The organism is Enterobacter sp. ECC-219 (genome assembly GCF_043966805.1).
GTDB lineage: Bacteria > Pseudomonadota > Gammaproteobacteria > Enterobacterales > Enterobacteriaceae > Enterobacter > Enterobacter cloacae_N.
The window spans coordinates 4,655,122-4,675,833 of the sequence record NZ_CP143680.1 but is presented as its reverse complement, the minus strand read 5'-3'; the positions used below and the strand labels follow the sequence as shown (position 1 = coordinate 4,675,833).

Here is a 20,712-nt window from a genome sequence, read left to right as displayed (position 1 = left end):
CTACCGGTGCTGTACAGAATGAACAGGCGAAAGCTATGTTTCAGGAGTGCAACAATGAGTACATTAAGCCACGCAGCGAGCAGCGCTGAAAAGCGCACCAATGCCCGCTACTGGATAGTGGTGATGCTGTTTATCGTCACGTCCTTTAACTATGGTGACCGCGCCACGCTGTCGATTGCCGGCTCGGAAATGGCAAAAGACATCGGCCTTGATCCGGTGGGCATGGGTTACGTTTTCTCTGCATTCTCATGGGCCTACGTCATCGGCCAAATTCCTGGCGGCTGGCTGCTGGACCGCTTTGGCTCTAAACGCGTCTATTTCTGGTCCATTTTTATCTGGTCTGCTTTTACCCTTTTGCAGGGTTTCGTCGATATCTTCAGCGGCTTCGGCATTATCGTGGCGCTCTTTACGCTGCGCTTCCTGGTGGGCCTGGCGGAAGCACCTTCCTTCCCGGGCAACAGCCGCATTGTCGCGGCCTGGTTCCCGGCGCAGGAGAGGGGAACGGCGGTGGCAATTTTTAACTCCGCCCAGTATTTCGCGACGGTGATCTTTGCACCCATTATGGGCTGGTTGACGCATGAGGTGGGCTGGTCGCACGTCTTCTTCTTCATGGGCGGGCTTGGGATCGTCATCAGCTTTATCTGGCTGAAAGTGATCCACGAACCCAACCAGCATCCTGGCGTGAACAAAAAAGAGCTGGAGTACATTGCCGAGGGCGGGGCGCTGATCAATATGGATCAGAAATCCGAGAAAGCAAAAGTCCCGTTCAGCCAGAAATGGGCGCAGATCAAACAGCTCGTCGGCTCGCGCATGATGATTGGTATCTATCTCGGCCAGTACTGTATCAACGCCTTAACCTACTTCTTTATCACCTGGTTCCCGGTTTACCTGGTGCAGGCGCGCGGTATGTCGATCCTGAAGGCGGGGTTTGTCGCCTCGGTCCCGGCAATCTGCGGCTTCATCGGCGGCGTGCTTGGCGGGGTAATTTCCGACTGGCTGATGCGCCGTACGGGGTCGCTGAATATCGCGCGGAAAACGCCGATCGTGCTCGGCATGCTGCTCTCCATGACCATGGTGTTCTGTAACTACGTCAGCGCCGAGTGGATGATTATCGGCTTTATGGCGATGGCCTTCTTCGGCAAAGGCATTGGCGCGCTGGGCTGGGCGGTGATGGCGGATACTGCGCCAAAAGAGATTAGCGGCCTGAGCGGCGGCCTGTTCAATATGTTCGGCAACGTTTCCGGGATTGTCACGCCAATCGCTATCGGCTACATCGTCGGCACCACGGGGTCTTTCAACGGCGCGCTGATCTACGTCGGCGTGCATGCTCTGGTGGCGGTTCTGAGCTACCTCGTGCTGGTAGGCGATATCAAACGCGTCGAACTTAAACCTGTTGGGGAGCGCGGCTGATGACAACGCAATCGAGCCCAACCGTGACCGAAATGAAGGTCATACCGGTGGCCGGTCAGGACAGCATGCTGCTCAATATTGGCGGCGCGCACAACGCCTGGTTTACCCGGAATATCGTCGTGCTGAAAGACAGCGCAGGGAATACCGGCGTGGGCGAGGCCCCTGGCGGAGAGGTGATTTACCAGACGCTGGTCGATGCCATTCCGCAGGTGGTGGGCCAGGAGGTCGCCCGCCTGAACAAGGTGGTTCAGCGAGTGCATAAGGGTAACCAGTCGGCGGACTTTGATACCTTTGGCAAGGGCGCATGGACGTTCGAGCTGCGCGTCAATGCGGTGGCCGCCCTGGAAGCGGCGCTGCTGGATTTACTCGGTAAAGCCCTTAACGTTCCGGTCTGCGAACTGCTGGGGCCGGGCAAACAGCGTGATGCGGTCACCGTGCTGGGCTATCTGTTCTACGTTGGCGACCGCAATAAAACCGATCTCCCCTATCTGGCCCGCTCACCGGGCGACCACGACTGGTATCAGCTGCGCCACCAGGAAGCGCTCTCCAGCGAGGCGGTGGTCCGCCTCGCTGAGGCGGCGCAGGATCGCTACGGTTTTAAGGATTTCAAGCTGAAGGGCGGCGTATTGCCCGGCGAACAGGAGATTGAAACGGCACGGGCGCTGAAAAAACGCTTCCCGGCGGCGCGCATCACCGTTGACCCGAACGGCGCATGGCTGCTGGATGAAGCGATTAGCCTGTGCAAAGGGCTGAGGGAAGTCCTGACCTACGCTGAAGACCCGTGCGGCGCTGAGCAGGGCTTTTCTGGCCGCGAGGTGATGGCTGAGTTTCGTCGTGCCACCGGCCTGCCGGTCGCGACCAATATGATCGCCACCAACTGGCGCGAAATGGGCCATGCGGTAATGCTGAACGCCGTCGACATCCCGCTGGCGGACCCGCACTTCTGGACGCTTTCAGGAGCGGTGCGCGTGGCGCAGCTGTGCGACGACTGGGGTCTGACCTGGGGTTGCCACTCGAACAATCACTTTGATATTTCGCTGGCGATGTTTACCCACGTTGGCGCGGCGGCGCCGGGGAACCCGACAGCCATCGATACCCACTGGATTTGGCAGGAAGGCGAAGCCCGCCTGACGAAAAATCCGCTGGAAATCAAAAACGGTAAAATTGCTGTACCCGATGCGCCCGGACTGGGCGTGGAGCTTGACTGGGATCGGGTCCATAAAGCCCACGAGGCGTATAAAAAGCTACCGGGCGGCGCGCGTAACGACGCGGGTCCGATGCAGTATCTTATTCCCGGCTGGACATTTGACCGTAAGCGCCCTGTTTTTGGACGTCACTGATAAAAGGATTACACGATGAGTACTTTTACTACCCCTGTCGTCACTTCCATGCAAATCATTCCGGTCGCGGGCCATGACAGCATGTTGATGAACCTGAGCGGGGCGCATGCGCCGTTTTTTACCCGCAATATTGTCATTATCAAGGACAATGCCGGCCATACCGGCGTGGGTGAAATTCCGGGCGGGGAGAAGATCCGCAAAACGCTGGAAGATGCCATTCCGCTGGTGGTGGGAAAAACGCTGGGTGAGTACAAAAATGTCCTCAACACCGTGCGCAACACCTTTGCCGATCGCGATGCCGGTGGCCGCGGCCTGCAAACCTTCGATTTGCGCACCACTATCCATGTGGTGACCGGCATTGAAGCCGCGATGCTGGATCTGCTGGGCCAGCACCTGGGCGTTAACGTTGCCTCGCTGCTGGGCGAGGGCCAGCAGCGCAGTGAAGTGGAGATGCTCGGCTATCTCTTCTTTGTCGGCGACCGCAAGCTGACGCCGCTGCCGTACCAGAGCCAGCCGGACGAACGATGCGACTGGTACCGCGTACGTCACGAAGAAGCGATGACCCCGGATGCGGTAGTGCGCCTTGCGGAAGCTGCGTATGAAAAATATGGTTTTAATGATTTCAAACTGAAAGGCGGCGTGCTGGCCGGGGAAGAGGAGGCGGAAGCCATTACCGCGCTGGCAAAACGTTTCCCGCAGGCGCGCGTGACGCTCGATCCGAACGGTGCGTGGTCGCTTGATGAAGCGATCAACATTGGCAAACAGCTGAAAGGCGTGCTGGCGTATGCGGAAGATCCGTGCGGGGCTGAGAAAGGCTTCTCGGGCCGCGAAGTCATGGCGGAATTCCGTCGCGCCACGGGGCTGCCGACTGCGACCAATATGATCGCCACCGACTGGCGTCAGATGGGGCACACGCTCTCTCTGCAGTCGGTGGATATCCCGCTGGCAGACCCGCACTTCTGGACGATGCAGGGCTCGGTTCGTGTAGCGCAGATGTGCCATGAGTTTGGCCTGACCTGGGGTTCACACTCCAACAACCACTTCGACGTGTCGCTGGCGATGTTCACCCACGTTGCCGCCGCCGCGCCGGGCACCATTACCGCGATTGACACGCACTGGATCTGGCAGGAGGGTAACCAGCGCCTCACCAAAGAGCCGTTTGAGATTAAAGGTGGCATGGTGCAGGTACCGTCAACTCCAGGTCTTGGCGTGGAGCTGGATATGGACCAGGTGATGAAGGCTCACGAGCTGTATCAAAAACACGGTCTGGGCGCGCGCGACGACGCGATGGCGATGCAGTACCTGATCCCTGACTGGACATTCGACAATAAACGTCCGTGCATGGTACGATAAACGCATTGGGACCGCTCCCATGAGCGGTTCTCTACGTGGTGTATGCTTAACGTAACGACTATGCGTAAGGATGGCTTATGAAAATTGTTATCGCACCGGACTCGTATAAGGAAAGTTTGAGTGCGCTTGAGGTTGCGACAGCAATCGAGCGCGGTTTTCGCGAGATTTTCCCTGAGGCGGTTTACGTCAAACTGCCGGTCGCTGACGGCGGTGAAGGCACAGTTGAGGCGATGATCGCAGCAACGCAGGGACGCATTGTGCACGTTCCGGTGACCGGTCCGCTGGGCGAGCGAGTGGAAGGGTTTTATGGGATATCCGGTGACGAGCAGAGCGCCTTTATTGAAATGGCGGCGGCAAGCGGTCTGGAACTGGTGGTACCTTCACTGCGTGACCCTCTGAAAACGACCTCCTGGGGTACGGGTGAACTTATCCGCCACGCGCTGGATGCGGGCGTTAAGCATATCATCATCGGTATCGGCGGCAGCGCCACCAATGACGGCGGCGCCGGGATGGTGCAGGCGCTGGGGGCGAAGCTGCTGGACGACAATGAACAGCCGCTGGGGCAGGGCGGGTGCGAGCTGGGTAGACTCGCGCGTATTGACCTGAGCGGCCTCGACAAGCGTCTGGCGGAGTGCCGGATAGAAGTCGCCTGCGATGTGACGAATCCGCTCACCGGTAAGGATGGCGCGTCAGCAGTGTTTGGCCCGCAAAAGGGCGCCACGCCCGAGATGATCGTCACCCTGGACAACGCGCTTGCGCACTATGCGAGAGTTATTGCCCGGGACCTGGATATTGATGTGCTCAACCTTGCCGGTGGCGGCGCGGCGGGTGGCATGGGCGCGGCGCTGTACGCTTTTTGTGGCGCACAGTTGCGCCAGGGCATTGAGATTGTGACCGATGCGCTACACCTGGCCGACCAGGTGGCCGATGCGGATCTGGTGATCACCGGGGAAGGCCGCATCGACAGCCAGACGATCCACGGCAAAGTGCCGGTGGGGGTGGCGAAAGTGGCGAAACGCTTTAATAAGCCCGTTATCGGCATTGCGGGCAGCCTGACGGCGGACGTTGGCGTGGTACACGATCACGGCTTAGACGCGGTGTTTAGCGTGCTCTATACCATCTGCTCGCTGGAGGACGCGCTGGAAAATGCCAGTGCGAATGTACAGATGGCCGCAAGGAATATCGCGGCGGTGCTGAAAGTGGGGCAGGGAATGTAGTTCACCCCCTCACCCTAACCCTCTCCCCAAAGGGGAGAGGGGACGTTATACACCCTGGCCCTTTGGGGATAGGGCCGGGGTGAGGGGAAAATCAGGCCGCACCCGCCTCAGCTCCCCAATACCTTCATCGCTTCCCGCGTTACGTTATCCATTTCATCCAGCAGCTCCAGGAACTCCGGTTCAAGCTCCGATTCCGGCGTACCCGCGCGCAGCTGCTGCTCCAGCAGCTGGCAGAGGTTTTTCAGTCGCGGTACGCCACTGTAGCCGCAGCTGCCGTGCAGCTTGTGGATCGCTTCCAGCAGTTCTTCCGGGTTCTCGCCCACCAGCTGTTCTTCAACCTTGTTCCGAATCTCCGGCAGAAACGCGACCAGCATTTGCAGCATCTCTCGCGCTAAATCGGGTTTCCCTGCTGCCTGGCGCAGGGCAAGCTGCCAGTCAAAGGTCGCGTTCTGGTTGACGCTGATTTCAACCGGTTCGCTGGAAACCGTGTACGTCCCGCCAATATGACCCGGCTTATAGCGTAACAGCAGGTTATGAAGCTTCTCTTCGTCGATAGGTTTCGCCAGGTAATCATTCATCCCGGCACTCAGCAGCTTCTCTTTCTGACCGGCCATCGCATGCGCGGTGACCGCAATCACTGGCGTTTGCTGCTGGTGCGGGAGCTGGTGGATCAGCTCACAGGCCCGAATGCCATCCATGCCCGGCATCTGAATATCCATCAGAATCAAATCGAACTGCATCTGTTTAGCCAGTTCAACCGCCTGCGCGCCGCTGGTACACAGCTCAACGTGCTGAACCTGGTCTTCCAGCAATACGCCAATTAGCTTCAGGTTTGCCGGATTATCATCCACCGCCATCACGCTCATGGGCAGTTTTTGCTCATCGTTAATCAACGGCAGAGCGTGCTGGCTAAGACGGCAATACTCCGTGAGCGCGGGCAGCAGGCGAGTCGCGGTGAGCGGCTTAAGCAGGCATGCGGCCGCCCCGTCGTTTTTCAACTCTTCCGCATTTATCTGGGCGTGGCAGGGCAGTGCCAGCAGCAGATAGTCTGTCATCGACGCGGCTTTCGCCAGCCGCTCCTGCTGCATGGTCAGCTCGCCGGTGAAAGTCACCGGGATCCCCATCAGCAGAATGTCGTAATGATCAACGGCAAGGGCTGAGAAGGTTGGACTGTAAACCACCTCCAGCGGCGTGGTGCTTAAGATATCCAGCGCGCACTGCGCCGCCGCCGCGTTAGGCTCGACGTAGGCCAGACGCTTCCCTTTCAGACAGTCCGTCACCGGGCCGTCGGTCAGCACGTTTGGATTGAGGTCCAGGTTAATGTGGAACCAGAAGGTTGAGCCGCGGTTTGGCTGGCTATGGAAAGAGATATCTCCGCCCATCTCGTTCACCAGCCTCTGCGTGATCACCAGCCCAAGCCCGGTACCGCCATGGCGGCGGGAAATGCTGGCATCTGCCTGGCGGAAGGCCTGGAACAGACGCGACTGATCCCGCTCCGGAATGCCGATGCCGGTATCGCGGATTTGAACCTCAATCTGTACCTTGTTATTACTGATCGCGCGTTTTTCTACCAGGATGTCGATGTTGCCGCTTTCGGTGAATTTAATGGCATTCCCGACAAGATTGGTAATGACCTGCTGCAGGCGCAGCGGATCGCCAATGACGTTGTCCGGCACGTCGTTTTTAATATTGAGCGTTAGCTCAAGGCCCTTGTCGTGCGAGGAGTGCGCGAGCAGCGTCACCACTTCATCGAGCGTACTGCGCAGCGGGAACGGAATACTTTCCAGAATCAGTTTGCCCGCCTCCAGCTTGGAGAAGTCCAGCACGTCGTTAATGATCGCCAGCAGGTTATTGGCCGAACGTTCAATGGTGTGCAGGTGATCGCGCTGAGTCGGATTAAGCTCACTTTTTAGCGTCAGGCGGGTAAAGCCGATCACGCCATTGAGCGGCGTGCGCAGCTCGTGCGACATATTGGCCAGGAACTCAGACTTAATACGCGCCGCTTCCTGAGCGCGCTTTTTCGCCAGATCCAGCTCAACGTTCTGGATCTCCATCTGCTCCAGCGTTTCGCGCAGGTCAGAGGTGGCCTGGTCAACGTTATGCTGCATCTCTTCATGATAGGCCGCCAGCGACATCGCCATCGAGTTAATGCCGTTTTTCAGCATATCCAGCTCGCCCAGCATAAATCCTTCCACGCGGCTGTCGAGCTGTCCCCGGCGGATGCGGTCAACGGTGTTAACCATATTACGGATGGGGCCTGTTACGTCGCGCATCAGACGCCAGCCGAAGATCAGCGCAATACCAATGCAGAACAGCATCATCACGCCAGAGATAAAAATTTCTTTGTACTGCTGCAGCCGTACCGATTTGAGATCCAGCTCCAGCGCTACATATCCCAGCATGTTATTGCTGGATTTAGCATCGGATTGCGCAGACTCATCGGGGGAATAGCTTTCCGACACGATCGGCGTGCGCAGAATCATGATATCGCCACGGCGCAACACGGTGAGATGGCGCGGGAAGGGCGTACCGTCCGGGATCTTCAGCGTTGCCGGATCGAGATGAAAATTCGAGGTGACAAACAGGCGGTTATGTTCGTCGTAGACGGAAATGGCGCGAACAATCTCCGAGTGGCGCCGGTGGAGCACACTGATTAACTGACCAATGGATTCGCGGTTTTGCAGGTTCATCCCGTACTCGCTTGAGACGGCGAGCGGTTCGATAATGCTGGCGCCTGCATCCTCCAGCTGTCGCTGCAAATCGTTATAGCGGTGCACGACAAAGAAGATACTCAGCAGCAAACCGATGAGAACGGTGGGGGCGAGGATCAAAATCATCATGCGCGCGCGCAGGCTGTAGTTGGTCATGGCGTTCCGTTATGGGACAATTAAAATAATTATGTTTATGTGAGAAAAATCTCGGCGATGGCGCAATTCTACTCTGCAAAGCGACGCGTGACGACGCGTCAAATCATTACTGTTGAAGCCACGGATCTTGATCCGTTTGGTCAGGGAGTGGCTCGTCACAATGGTAAGACTCTGTTTATAACAGGTTTGCTGCCAACAGAACGAGCAGAAATTACGCTGACGGAAGACAAACGCCAGTACGCACGCGGACAGGTGAAGCGTCGCCTCAACGATAGCCCGCAGCGCGTGGCGCCCCGCTGCCCCCATTTTGGCGTGTGCGGCGGCTGCCAGCAACAGCATGCGAGCACAGAATTACAGCAAAAAAGTAAAAGCCAGGCCCTGGCGCGTCTGCTGAAGCACGACGTTAACGAAATTATCGCCGATGAGCCCTGGGGCTATCGCCGCCGCGCGCGTCTTAGCCTGAGCTATCAGCCTAAAACGGCGCGGCTGGAGATGGGTTTTCGCAAAGCGGCCTCCAGCGATATTGTTGACGTGAAGCAGTGCCCCATTCTGGTGCCCCATCTTGAGGCATTGCTTCCTGACGTGCACCGCTGTCTTGCATCGCTCGACGGGGTGCGTTCACTGGGCCACGTTGAACTGGTGCTGGCGAACAATGGCCCGCTGATGGTGCTGCGCCACACCGCGGCGCTGTCGAAAAAAGATCGCGAAAAACTGGAACGCTTTTCGCATTCTCATGAGCTTGCGCTTTTCCTCGCGCCGCAAAGCGAGATACTTGAACAGGTAACAGGTGAAGCTCCCTGGTATGCGTCAGACGGGCTACGCTTAACGTTCAGCCCGCGGGATTTCATTCAGGTCAACGACGGCGTAAACCAGCAGATGGTGGCGAACGCCCTGGCATGGCTTGACGTACAGCCCACTGACCGGGTGCTCGATCTGTTCTGCGGCATGGGTAACTTTACTCTGCCGTTGGCGCGCAGAGCGGCAAGCGTCGTCGGCGTGGAAGGCGTTGAGGCGCTGGTAGCGAAAGGGCAGGAGAACGCGCGGCAGAACGGCTTGCAAAATGTGACATTCTTTCATCAAAATCTTGAGGACGATGTCACCCAACAGCCGTGGGCACAGCAGGGCTTTGACAAAATCCTGCTCGACCCGGCGCGTGCCGGTGCCCCGGGCGTGATGGCACATATTATTAAACTCGCGCCAAAGCGTGTGGTCTATGTTTCCTGTAACCCGGCAACGCTTGCCCGGGACAGTGAGGCGTTACTCAGCGCGGGTTACCAGATTCAGCGTCTGGCAATGCTGGACATGTTCCCGCACACTGGACATCTGGAATCGATGGTGTTGTTCGAGCACATCTAATTTGTTTGGCTTGTCGACTTCGACAGGCCCTGGTCCCTAAAGGAGAGGACAATGGTTGCGGTAAGAAGTGCACATCTCAATAAAGCTGGGGAGTTTGACCCACAAAAATGGATCGCAAGTCTGGGAATTTCCAGCCAGCAGTCGTGTGAACGCTTAACCGAAACCTGGGCCTACTGTCTGCGCACCACGCAGGGACACCCGGATGCCGATCTTCTCTTATGGCGCGGCGTGGAGATGGTGGAAATCTTGTCCATGCTGAACATGGACATCGAAACCCTGCAGGCCGCGCTGCTGTTCCCTCTCGCGGATGCGGACGTAGTCAGCGAAGATGTGCTGCGCGACAGCGTCGGGAAATCCGTCGTTGCACTGATCCACGGCGTGCGCGATATGGCGGCTATCCGCCAGCTTAAAGCCGCGCATACCGACTCCGTCTCCTCTGAGCAGGTTGATAACGTCCGCCGGATGCTGCTTGCCATGGTGGATGATTTCCGCTGCGTGGTCATCAAGCTGGCCGAGCGTATTGCCCACCTGCGCGAGGTCAAAGATGCGCCGGAAGACGAGCGCGTGCTGGCCGCAAAAGAGTGTACGAACATTTATGCCCCGCTGGCGAACCGCTTAGGGATTGGTCAGCTGAAATGGGAGCTGGAAGATTACTGCTTCCGCTACCTGCATCCGGCAGAATATAAGCGCATTGCTAAACTTCTGCACGAGCGCCGTATCGACCGCGAGCACTATATCGAGGAATTTGTCGGCGGCCTGCGCCAGGCGATGAAAGAAGAGAATGTGCGTGCCGAAGTTTACGGTCGACCTAAGCATATCTACAGCATCTGGCGCAAAATGCAGAAGAAACACCTCGCCTTTGACGAGCTGTTTGACGTGCGCGCCGTGCGTATCGTGGCGGAGCGTCTGCAGGACTGCTACGCCGCGCTGGGTATAGTACATACTCACTTCCGCCATCTGCCGGATGAGTTCGATGACTACGTCGCGAACCCCAAACCAAACGGCTATCAGTCCATTCATACCGTGGTTCTTGGCCCCGGCGGCAAAACGGTCGAGATTCAGATCCGCACCAAACAGATGCATGAAGACGCCGAGCTGGGCGTTGCCGCGCACTGGAAATATAAAGAAGGTACCTCGGGCGGAGCGCGTTCTGGTCACGAAGACCGCATTGCCTGGCTGCGCAAGCTGATTGCGTGGCAGGAAGAGATGGCCGACTCCGGCGAGATGCTCGATGAGGTGCGTAGCCAGGTCTTTGATGACCGCGTCTACGTCTTTACCCCGAAAGGGGACGTTGTCGACCTGCCGGCCGGCTCTACGCCGCTCGATTTTGCTTACCATATCCACAGCGACGTGGGGCACCGCTGCATCGGGGCGAAGATCGGCGGACGTATCGTACCGTTTACCTACCAGCTGCAGATGGGCGACCAGATTGAAATCATCACCCAGAAGCAGCCTAACCCGAGCCGCGACTGGCTTAACCCGAACCTGGGCTACGTCACTACCAGCCGCGGGCGCTCTAAAATCCACGCCTGGTTCCGCAAGCAGGATCGTGACAAAAACATTCTTGCCGGTCGCCAGATCCTCGACGACGAGCTGGAGCACATCGGGATCAGCCTGAAAGAGGCGGAAAAGTTCCTGCTGCCGCGCTACAACTTCAACGAGCTGGACGAGCTGCTGGCGGCGATTGGCGGCGGTGATATCCGTCTTAATCAGATGGTCAACTTCCTGCAGGCGCAGTTCAACAAGCCTAGCGCGGAAGAGCAGGACGCGGCGGCGCTGAAGCAGCTGCAGCAGAAAACCTATGCCCCGCAGCAGCGCAGCAAAGACAACGGCCGCGTGGTGGTTGAGGGCGTGGGCAACCTGATGCACCACATCGCCCGCTGCTGCCAGCCGATTCCGGGTGACGACATTGTCGGCTTTATCACTCAGGGGCGCGGGATCTCTATCCACCGCTCCGACTGCGACCAGCTTGCGGAGCTGCAGTCCCATGCGCCGGAGCGCATCGTGGAGGCGGTCTGGGGTGAGAGCTACTCCGCCGGTTACTCGCTGGTGGTGCGCGTTACCGCCAACGACCGCAGCGGCCTGCTGCGCGATATCACCACCATTCTCGCCAACGAGAAGGTCAACGTGCTGGGCGTTGCCAGCCGCAGCGATACTCGCGAGCAGCTTGCCACCATCGATATGACCATCGAAATCTACAACCTGCAGGTGCTCGGCCGCGTGCTGGGCAAGCTGAACCAGGTGCCGGATGTGATTGACGCGCGTCGTCTGCACGGCGGTTAAGATTTCCCTCTTTTGTAGGCCGGGTAAGGCGTAAGCCGCCACCCGGCATTTTTTTATCAGGACTTAATCATGACTCAAATCGACCGCCTGCTTGGCATCATGAAACGCCTGCGCGACCCGGAAAACGGCTGTCCATGGGACAAAGAGCAGACTTTCGCCACCATCGCGCCCTATACCCTCGAAGAGACCTATGAGGTGCTGGACGCCATTTCCCGCGAGGACTTCGATGACCTGCGCGGTGAACTCGGCGACCTGCTGTTCCAGGTGGTCTTCTACGCCCAGATGGCGCAGGAGGAAGGGCGCTTTAACTTTGAGGATATCTGCGCCGCTATCAGCGACAAGCTGGAGCGCCGCCACCCGCATATCTTTGGCGATGCCACCGCAGGAAACAGCGCAGAGGTGCTGGCCCGCTGGGAGCAGATAAAAAGCGCCGAGCGCGCTGAAAAGTCCCAGCACTCTGCGCTGGACGACATCCCGCTGAGCCTGCCCGCGCTGATGCGCGCCCACAAAATTCAGAAACGCTGCTCGGCCGTGGGTTTTGACTGGGATTCCCTGGGACCGGTGCTGGGTAAAGTGCATGAAGAGATCGACGAAGTGATGCACGAAGCGCAGCAGGCGGTGGTGGATGAAGCAAAGCTGGAGGAAGAGATGGGCGACCTGCTGTTCGCGACCGTCAACCTTTCTCGCCATTTAGGGGTAAAAGCGGAAACCGCCCTGCAAAAAGCCAACCTGAAATTCGAACGACGCTTTCGTGAAGTAGAGCGGATTGTGGCCTCGCGCGGCCTGGAAATGACCGGAATTGACCTCGACGCTATGGAAGAAGTCTGGCAGGAAGTAAAACGCCAGGAATCTGATCTCTAACGGAATTTTGCGATCAAGCGCAATTTGTGTGATTTTTTAAATGACAAGCGCTTGATTTGCGTCAAAAACATTTACCCAAAAGGGGCTATTTTCTCACTCCTTATGTTTGTCATGGCCTGGAATGGAGACGAAGAATGAAAGTTTGTGGCGCTCGCCGTGTTCGGGTATACTACTTTCCCGTCCTGGTTATTCCATCGTTTCACCCTAACTTCTCAGGTTCAGCATGACAACGAACTATATTTTTGTGACCGGCGGGGTCGTATCCTCTCTGGGTAAAGGCATTGCCGCAGCCTCCCTCGCAGCCATTCTTGAAGCCCGTGGCCTCAATGTGACCATGATGAAACTGGATCCGTACATCAACGTCGATCCTGGCACCATGAGCCCAACCCAACACGGGGAAGTGTTCGTTACTGAAGACGGCGCTGAAACCGATTTGGATCTTGGCCACTACGAGCGTTTCATTCGTACCAAAATGACCCGTCGTAACAACTTTACGACTGGCCGCATCTACTCTGACGTTCTGCGTAAAGAGCGCCGCGGTGACTACCTGGGCGCGACCGTGCAGGTTATCCCACACATCACTAACGCAATCAAAGAGCGTGTCCTTGCCGGTGGCGAAGGGCATGACGTTGTGCTGGTTGAAATCGGCGGCACCGTGGGTGATATCGAATCCCTGCCATTCCTCGAAGCGATTCGTCAGCTGGCGGTAGACATTGGTCGTGAACACGCGCTGTTCATGCACCTGACGCTGGTGCCTTACATGGCGGCAGCAGGTGAAGTGAAAACCAAACCGACTCAGCACTCCGTTAAAGAGCTGCTCTCCATCGGTATTCAGCCTGACATCCTGGTTTGCCGTTCCGATCGCGCAATCCCGGCGAACGAACGTGCGAAAATTGCATTGTTCTGTAACGTGCCTGAAAAAGCCGTTATTTCAATGAAAGATGTCGATTCCATTTATAAAATCCCGGGCCTGTTGAAATCACAGGGTCTGGACGATTATATTTGTAAACGATTCAGCTTGAACTGTCCGGAAGCTAACCTGTCTGAATGGGAACAGGTTATTTACGAAGAAGCTAACCCGGCGGGCGAAGTGACTATCGGTATGGTCGGCAAGTACATCGAACTGCCGGACGCCTATAAGTCCGTTATCGAAGCGCTGAAACACGGTGGTCTGAAGAACCGCGTCTCCGTGAACATCAAGCTGATTGATTCGCAGGATGTTGAAACACGTGGCGTTGAAATTCTGAAAGATCTGGATGCTATCCTCATCCCTGGCGGCTTCGGCTACCGTGGTGTTGAAGGCAAGATCGCCACTGCACGCTATGCGCGTGAAAACAATATTCCATACCTCGGCATCTGCCTGGGTATGCAGGTTGCGCTGATCGAATTTGCGCGTAACGTAGCGGGAATGGAAAACGCGAACTCTACGGAATTTGTGCCAGACTGTAAGTACCCTGTAGTGGCGCTGATTACGGAATGGCGTGACGAAGACGGTAACGTTGAAGTCCGTACCGAGAAGAGCGATCTGGGTGGCACTATGCGTCTTGGCGCACAGGCCTGCCAGCTGTCCGACGATAGCGTGGTTCGCAAGCTGTACGGCGAGCCGGTCATCACCGAGCGCCATCGTCACCGCTATGAAGTCAACAACATGTTGTTGAAACAAATTGAAGCCGCGGGCCTGCGTGTTGCGGGTCGCTCCGGGGATGATCAGTTAGTCGAGATCATCGAGGTGCCAAACCATCCGTGGTTTGTCGCCTGCCAGTTCCACCCGGAATTTACTTCAACGCCGCGTGATGGACATCCGCTGTTTGCAGGCTTCGTTAAAGCCGCCAACGAGTACCAGAAGCGTCAGGCGAAGTAAAAAAAGTTAGAACGGCAACGCGTACCAACGGTACGCGTTGTTTGTCTGGAGTTTTAGTTTAACTTGTACTGAGGAAAATCTAATGTCCAAAATCGTTAAAGTCATCGGTCGTGAAATCATCGACTCCCGTGGTAACCCGACCGTTGAAGCCGAAGTTCATCTGGAAGGTGGTTTCGTCGGTATGGCAGCTGCTCCATCAGGTGCTTCTACAGGTTCCCGCGAAGCGCTGGAACTGCGTGATGGCGACAAATCCCGTTTCATGGGCAAAGGCGTACTGAAAGCGGTTGGCGCTGTTAACGGTCCTATTGCTCAGGCTATCGTTGGCAAAGATGCCAAAGATCAGGCTGGCATCGACAAGATCATGATCGATCTGGACGGTACTGAAAACAAATCTAACTTCGGTGCGAACGCAATCCTGGCCGTTTCCCTGGCGAACGCCAAAGCAGCAGCCGCTGCTAAAGGTATGCCACTGTTCGAGCACATCGCTGAACTGAACGGCACCCCAGGCAAATACTCTATGCCTGTACCAATGATGAACATCATCAACGGTGGTGAGCACGCAGACAACAACGTTGATATTCAGGAATTCATGATTCAGCCAGTTGGCGCGAAAACCCTGAAAGAAGCGGTTCGTATGGGTTCTGAAGTGTTCCACAACCTGGCGAAAGTTCTGAAAGCTAAAGGTATGAACACTGCTGTTGGTGACGAAGGTGGCTACGCGCCAAACCTGGGTTCTAACGCAGAAGCACTGGCTGTTATCGCTGAAGCGGTTAAAGCAGCAGGCTACGAGTTGGGCAAAGACATCACCCTGGCGATGGACTGTGCAGCATCTGAATTCTACAAAGACGGTAAATACGTTCTGGCTGGCGAAGGCAACAAAGCGTTCACCTCCGAAGAGTTCACTCACTTCCTGGAAGACCTGACCAAACAGTACCCAATCGTTTCTATCGAAGACGGTCTGGACGAGTCTGACTGGGATGGTTTCGCATACCAGACCAAAGTGCTGGGCGACAAAATCCAGCTGGTTGGTGACGATCTGTTCGTAACCAACACCAAGATCCTGAAAGAAGGCATCGAGAAAGGCATCGTTAACTCCATCCTGATCAAATTCAACCAGATCGGTTCTCTGACCGAAACGCTGGCTGCGATCAAAATGGCGAAAGACGCTGGCTACACCGCTGTTATCTCTCACCGTTCTGGCGAAACTGAAGACGCGACCATTGCTGACCTGGCTGTGGGTACCGCTGCTGGCCAGATCAAAACTGGTTCTATGAGCCGTTCTGACCGTGTTGCTAAATACAACCAGCTGATTCGTATCGAAGAAGCGCTGGGTGAAAAAGCGCCTTACAACGGTCGTAAAGAGATCAAAGGCCAGGCATAATTGCTTAAGCCTTAAAATGAAAATGCCAGTCGAATGACTGGCATTTTTTTTGGCTATTTAAAATCGACCGCCATCTGCTCCGGAATGGTTAGCCCCCGGGTGGTTTGCACGCAGCGGGCAATATAATCCGTAAACCGGGGTGGCTTTGGCATCCCCATGCTGAGCAGCTTATCGTTGCTGAAGCGCACGTTCAGCGTGGCAAAGGCACCGTATAAACGCATGGCTCTCAGCATCAGACGTTCGTTGCATGGGCCAAAAATTGTTTTCAGCTCACGGCGCATTTTGACCAGCGTTTCGTAGCTGACCTGCGCGTACTTATCGCCAACAGGCGCTTTCTCCAGTGCCTGCGCCATCGCCCGATCGATATCCGCAAAGCGAACGCTATTCTCTTCCCCGGCAGAAATGTGTACCACTTCTCCCGGACGCGCGTTGCTGTTGAGCAGCATTAACATCGCATCGGCGCAATAATCCACCGGGACAACGTCGATCCGGTCTTCCATCGAGCACATAAACTTTTGCAGCATCAGGCCCATGCTAAAGACCCAGAAGATGCTGCTCGACGGCGTGCAGCCGTGGCGGGTATGGCCGACGACGATGGACGGACGAGCGATGAGCAGCGGCAGATTCGGGCACTTCTGGCGCATCAGCTGTTCGATGGTTGACTTCGAATACGTGTATTCCACCAGGTGCTCAGCATTTTCTCTGAATTCCGCACTTTCGGCGACCAGCGAATCCTGCTCCGGCGTGCATGACATTGCGGTGCCTACGTGCAGGAAACGCTGCAGCCCTGCGACCTGCTCCATGCGGCGCGCCAGCGCAAGGGTACCTTCGACGTTTACCTTCCAGATCAGCGGGTTATTCCCAAATGACGCAACTGCCGCACAGTTAACGACATGCGTAACCTGGTCCAGTCGGGGATCGTTCAGAAAGGCTTCCGGGTGGCTGAGGTCACCAATAAGGATATTATCCACGCTCAGGGAGGCCAGCTTCTTCTCAGGAACGTTAAACTTACGCATGTTCTCCTGCACGCGCGCCAGCCCGCTCTGCGGATCGTCGGCGCGGGCAAGCAAAAGGAGTTTTACGGATTGATCGCTGGTCAGGATTTTTTCAAGTACTGCCCCGCCCAGAAAACCGGTCACGCCTGTAATCAATAACATCTTCATTAATACCGTCTCATTATGATTGATGAGGCGGATTGTAGGCGCGCAAAAGTAAACGGCATTTAAATAATAAAACGCAGGAATCGAGAGCGTCTTAAGCTTATTTTAAGGAAAGGAAATTAGGTGAAAATATTGGACAGTGCGGAGAGCGGAAAAATTCAATTTATTAATATTTATATTTCAACTATATGATTTTAAATCTATTTTATAGAAGGTGGTGGCGCGGTGAGTGTAATTCAAAATGTAATAAATAAAACACTTTGTTACACCAAATGTTTATCAAATAAATGAATTGAGCCTTGCTTAAGTGAAATTGGAAAAAATAAAACGCAGGCTATTTATTAAGCCTGCGAATGGTTTTCAGAGCAGAAGAGGAAGCGTGGCGCTGGCCGTTTGCTGGCTAACGTCAGCGTAATGGCCATCCAGCGCAATCATGGATGTCGTCAGCAATTCGATCAGCAGCATCACCCCAACCTTGGCATTGAGCGCACCTGCGCTAAGGGGGCCTTCTGGCTTGGCGGCCACCAGCTGCATATCGCTAAGAGACGCCAGCGGGCTGCGGGGCGTGTTGCTGAGCGCAAGAACTTTCACGCCCCGCTTGCGGGCAAGTTTCACCACGTGAAGCAAATCTCGCGTTGAACCGGAACTGGAGATCGCCACCACCAGCGTCTCTGCCGAAAGCGTTGTCGCATTCATGGCTGCGCGGTGCATATCGCTAAACAGCTGTGCAGGTTTACCCAGCCTTAATAGCTTGTAATGCAAGTACTCCCCGAGGATCGCGCTGGCCGCGACGCCATAAATCTGCACGGATTGCGCCTGGTGCAGCGCCAGTGCGGCCTTTTCAAGTAGCGCGCGGTCGAGGAGTCTCGCGGTATCCTGCAGAGCCTGAACCGACTCATCCACCACGCTGTCAATCTCATCCCCCGCCTGACGCGCGGGCTGGCCCTGCTGAATATCCAGCGCCAGCGCCATTTTAAATTCGTTATACCCTTTGCAGCCCAGCGTCCGGCAAAGACGCGTCACGCTGGCCTCGCTGGTGTGGCTCTCGCGCGCCAGCTCGGTGATGGTCAGGTAGAGCACCCGGGCAGGGTCGCTCAGGACAAACTCGCCGAGTTTTTGCTGCGTTGGGCTGTACCCGGAAGCTTCCTGGCGGAGCTTCAGCAGCAGATTTTCATGGTCCGACATGCCACGTCCTTAATGTGTTTCACTGCGACTAGTGTGGCGGAAAGCGGGGGAAAGATGCCAGTCATTTTAAAAAAGTATGATCGGCCTCCTGGTTTTTGATGATAATTTTCACTATTAAATATTAATATGATAAAAATTTTCATCTTTTAATGGGGGGATGAAAAAATGATGCAAATATTCAGTGGCGCTTCGTCGGGGGGATGGTTTGAAAAAGCTCAGCGCTTTGGCAAATCCTTTATGTTGCCTATCGCCGTGTTGCCCGCGGCGGGTCTGCTGCTCGGTATCGGCGGGGCGTTATCGAACCCCAATACGCTGGCGGCCTATCCATTTTTAGATGTGAGCTGGCTTCAGGCCATTTTCACTATCATGAGCAGTGCCGGTTCAATTGTGTTTGCGAACCTCTCGGTGCTGTTTGCCGTTGGGGTGGCCGTCGGTCTGGCAAAAAGCGATAAGGGCACGGCGGGGCTGGCGGCGCTACTCGCGTTTCTGGTGATGAATGCCACCATCAACGCGCTGCTGATCCTCACCGGCAAACTGGCGCACGAAAACCCCGGTGCCGTCGGGCAGGGCATGACGCTGGGCATTCAGACGCTGGAAACCGGCGTGTTTGGCGGCGTGGTGATTGGTCTCGTGACCTGCGCGCTGCACCACCGTTTTAACAAGATAGCGCTTCCGCAGTTCCTGGGCTTTTTTGGCGGCTCGCGCTTTGTCCCTATTATCAGCTCGCTGGCGGCGATACTCGTCGGTGCGCTCATGACCGTGGTCTGGCCGCACTTCCAGAAGCTGATTTTTGGTCTGGGTGGGCTGGTGGATGCCACCGGTTATCTGGGCACCCTGCTGTACGGCTTCATTTTACGCATGCTGGGCCCGTTTGGTCTGCACCACATCTTCTATCTGCCGTTCTGGACCACCGCGCTCGGCGGCAGCGAGATTGTCAACGGTCACCTGGTGGAGGGCACGCAGCGGATCTTCTTCGCCCAACTGGCCGATCCCACGACGCGTCAGTTTTACGAAGGCACGTCACGCTTCATGTCCGGGCGCTTTATCACGATGATGTTTGGCCTCCTCGGCGCCTGTCTGGCGATGTACCACACGGCTAAACCGGAGAATAAAAAGCGCGTTGCCGGGCTGCTGCTCTCCGCGGCGTTAACCTCGTTTCTGACGGGAATAACCGAGCCCATCGAGTTCTCCTTCCTGTTTATTGCCCCGGTGCTCTACGTCATTCACGCGCTGTTTGACGGGCTGGCGTTCATGCTCGCACACATGCTGCACATCACCATCGGACAAACCTTCTCCGGCGGTTTTATCGACTTCGTGCTGTTCGGCATCCTGCAGGGGGAGGCCAAAACCAACTGGATGTTCGTTCCGCTGGTCGGCGTGCCCTGGTTCTTCCTCTACTACTTCACTTTCCGCTATCTGATTAACCGCTTTGATTTTGCCACGCCGGGTCGGGAAAAGGAGGCGATGGCCAATGAAGTGGCCTTATCGCAGAGTGAGCGCGCCGTTGCGGTGATCGCCGGGTTAGGCGGAAAAGACAATCTCGAAGAGGTGGACTGCTGCGCCACGCGTCTTCGCGTCACGGTGAAAGACGGCAGCAAAGTGAATGACGCGGCGCTGAAAGCCACCGGCGCGCGCGGCGTCATCGTGCGCGGTAACGGCGTGCAGGTCATTTATGGCCCGCACGTCACGATTATCAAAAATGAAGTGGAAGAGATCTTATCGTAATGAAAACTGTACTGGATAACCTGAAGGGAAAACTGGTCGTCTCCTGTCAGGCGCTGGAAAATGAACCGCTGCACAGCCCGTTTATCATGTCGCGGATGGCGCTGGCGGCGGCACAGGGCGGGGCCGCCGCCATTCGCGCCAACAGCGTGGTGGATATCGAAGCCATTAAGCAGCAGGTGTCCTTACCGGTTATCGGCATCATCAAACGGGATTATTCAGATAGTGAGGTGTTCATCACCGCCACGATGAAGGAGGTGGATGAGCTGATGGCCGTCTCTCCGGAAATCATTGCGCTTGATGCGACGGCGCGGGAGCGTCCCGGTGGGGAATCCCTGGAAACGCTGGTCACGCGCATCCGCTCGCGCTATCCCGCGGTACTGCTGATGGCGGATATTTCCACGGTAGACGAGGCCGTGATGGCGCAGGCGCTTGGCATTGACTGCGTCGGCACCACGCTTTATGGCTATACGGCGGAAACGGCGGGCCATTCGCTTCCGGAGAACGACTGCGCGTTCCTGAAGGCCGTGCTGGCTGTCGTGACGGTTCCGGTGATTGCCGAAGGCAATGTGGATACGCCTGAACGCGCGGCCAGATGCCTGGCGCTGGGCGCGCATACGGTCGTTGTCGGCGGGGCGATTACCCGTCCACAGCAAATTACCGCGCGCTTTATGGCGGCGATTAGCGCGCAAAGCACCGATGGAGCATGACCATCC

The 20,712-nt window shown here is 56.4% G+C and carries 14 protein-coding genes; 11 read left to right on the top strand and 3 right to left on the bottom strand.

Going from position 1 to position 20,712, the window contains the following annotated elements; genetic code table 11:
- The first annotated feature begins 54 nt into the window (after positions 1-54).
- The 4 genes from gudP to V1603_RS22205 all read left to right on the top strand — a co-directional run bounded on the left by gudP (position 55) and on the right by V1603_RS22205 (position 5,320).
- Positions 55-1,410 (top strand): galactarate/glucarate/glycerate transporter GudP, encoded by a 1,356-nt coding sequence (gudP, locus tag V1603_RS22220; protein ID WP_116343490.1) that lies wholly within the window; start codon positions 55-57, stop codon positions 1,408-1,410.
- Positions 1,410-2,750: an enolase C-terminal domain-like protein gene (locus tag V1603_RS22215; protein ID WP_163330076.1), complete on the top strand. Its 1,341-nt coding sequence runs from the start codon at positions 1,410-1,412 to the stop codon at positions 2,748-2,750. The genes gudP and V1603_RS22215 overlap by 1 nt, the downstream gene beginning before the upstream one ends.
- 15 nt (positions 2,751-2,765) lie before the next feature.
- Entirely contained in the window at positions 2,766-4,103 is a 1,338-nt protein-coding gene (gene gudD, locus V1603_RS22210; RefSeq protein ID WP_116343488.1) for a glucarate dehydratase, read from the top strand.
- 77 nt (positions 4,104-4,180) lie between these two features.
- Positions 4,181-5,320: a glycerate kinase gene (locus tag V1603_RS22205; protein WP_163330078.1), complete on the top strand. Its 1,140-nt coding sequence runs from the start codon at positions 4,181-4,183 to the stop codon at positions 5,318-5,320.
- A gap of 107 nt (positions 5,321-5,427) precedes the next feature.
- Here the strand turns inward: V1603_RS22205 and barA are convergent, their stop codons facing one another.
- On the bottom strand, positions 5,428-8,187 hold the full coding sequence (gene barA, locus V1603_RS22200; protein ID WP_163330079.1) for a two-component sensor histidine kinase BarA: 2,760 nt from the start codon (positions 8,185-8,187) through the stop codon (positions 5,428-5,430).
- A gap of 57 nt (positions 8,188-8,244) precedes the next feature.
- Here barA and rlmD point away from each other — a divergent pair, with 57 nt between their 5' ends.
- From rlmD to eno, 5 genes are all read left to right on the top strand, one after another.
- Entirely contained in the window at positions 8,245-9,543 is a 1,299-nt protein-coding gene (gene rlmD / locus V1603_RS22195; RefSeq protein ID WP_316380122.1) for a 23S rRNA (uracil(1939)-C(5))-methyltransferase RlmD, read from the top strand.
- A 51-nt stretch (positions 9,544-9,594) separates the two neighbouring features.
- On the top strand, positions 9,595-11,826 hold the full coding sequence (gene relA / locus V1603_RS22190) for a GTP diphosphokinase (protein WP_008499628.1): 2,232 nt from the start codon (positions 9,595-9,597) through the stop codon (positions 11,824-11,826).
- A gap of 69 nt (positions 11,827-11,895) precedes the next feature.
- Positions 11,896-12,687, top strand: a complete 792-nt coding sequence (gene mazG, locus V1603_RS22185; RefSeq protein ID WP_116343483.1) for a nucleoside triphosphate pyrophosphohydrolase — start codon at positions 11,896-11,898, stop codon at positions 12,685-12,687.
- A 223-nt stretch (positions 12,688-12,910) separates the two neighbouring features.
- Positions 12,911-14,548, top strand: coding sequence for a glutamine hydrolyzing CTP synthase (gene pyrG, locus V1603_RS22180; protein WP_116343482.1), 1,638 nt, complete (start codon positions 12,911-12,913; stop codon positions 14,546-14,548).
- Positions 14,549-14,630: 82 nt separating this feature from the next.
- Complete coding sequence (eno, locus tag V1603_RS22175; RefSeq protein ID WP_006811784.1) at positions 14,631-15,929, top strand: phosphopyruvate hydratase; 1,299 nt, start codon at positions 14,631-14,633, stop codon at positions 15,927-15,929.
- Between the two features lie 53 nt (positions 15,930-15,982).
- Here eno and V1603_RS22170 read toward each other — a convergent pair whose 3' ends face one another.
- Positions 15,983-17,092 carry an SDR family oxidoreductase gene (locus tag V1603_RS22170; protein WP_116343481.1) on the bottom strand — a complete coding sequence of 370 codons (1,110 nt, stop codon included), beginning with the start codon at positions 17,090-17,092 and terminating at the stop codon, positions 15,983-15,985.
- A gap of 357 nt (positions 17,093-17,449) precedes the next feature.
- Positions 17,450-18,274: a MurR/RpiR family transcriptional regulator gene (locus V1603_RS22165; RefSeq protein WP_116343480.1), complete on the bottom strand. Its 825-nt coding sequence runs from the start codon at positions 18,272-18,274 to the stop codon at positions 17,450-17,452.
- 165 nt (positions 18,275-18,439) lie between these two features.
- Between V1603_RS22165 and V1603_RS22160 the strand changes: the two genes are divergently transcribed.
- Positions 18,440-19,999, top strand: coding sequence for a PTS transporter subunit EIIC (locus V1603_RS22160; protein WP_395313277.1), 1,560 nt, complete (start codon positions 18,440-18,442; stop codon positions 19,997-19,999).
- Positions 19,999-20,706: an N-acetylmannosamine-6-phosphate 2-epimerase gene (locus V1603_RS22155; RefSeq protein WP_395313276.1), complete on the top strand. Its 708-nt coding sequence runs from the start codon at positions 19,999-20,001 to the stop codon at positions 20,704-20,706. Before V1603_RS22160 ends, V1603_RS22155 begins: the two co-directional genes overlap by 1 nt.
- Positions 20,707-20,712: the final 6 nt, after the last annotated feature.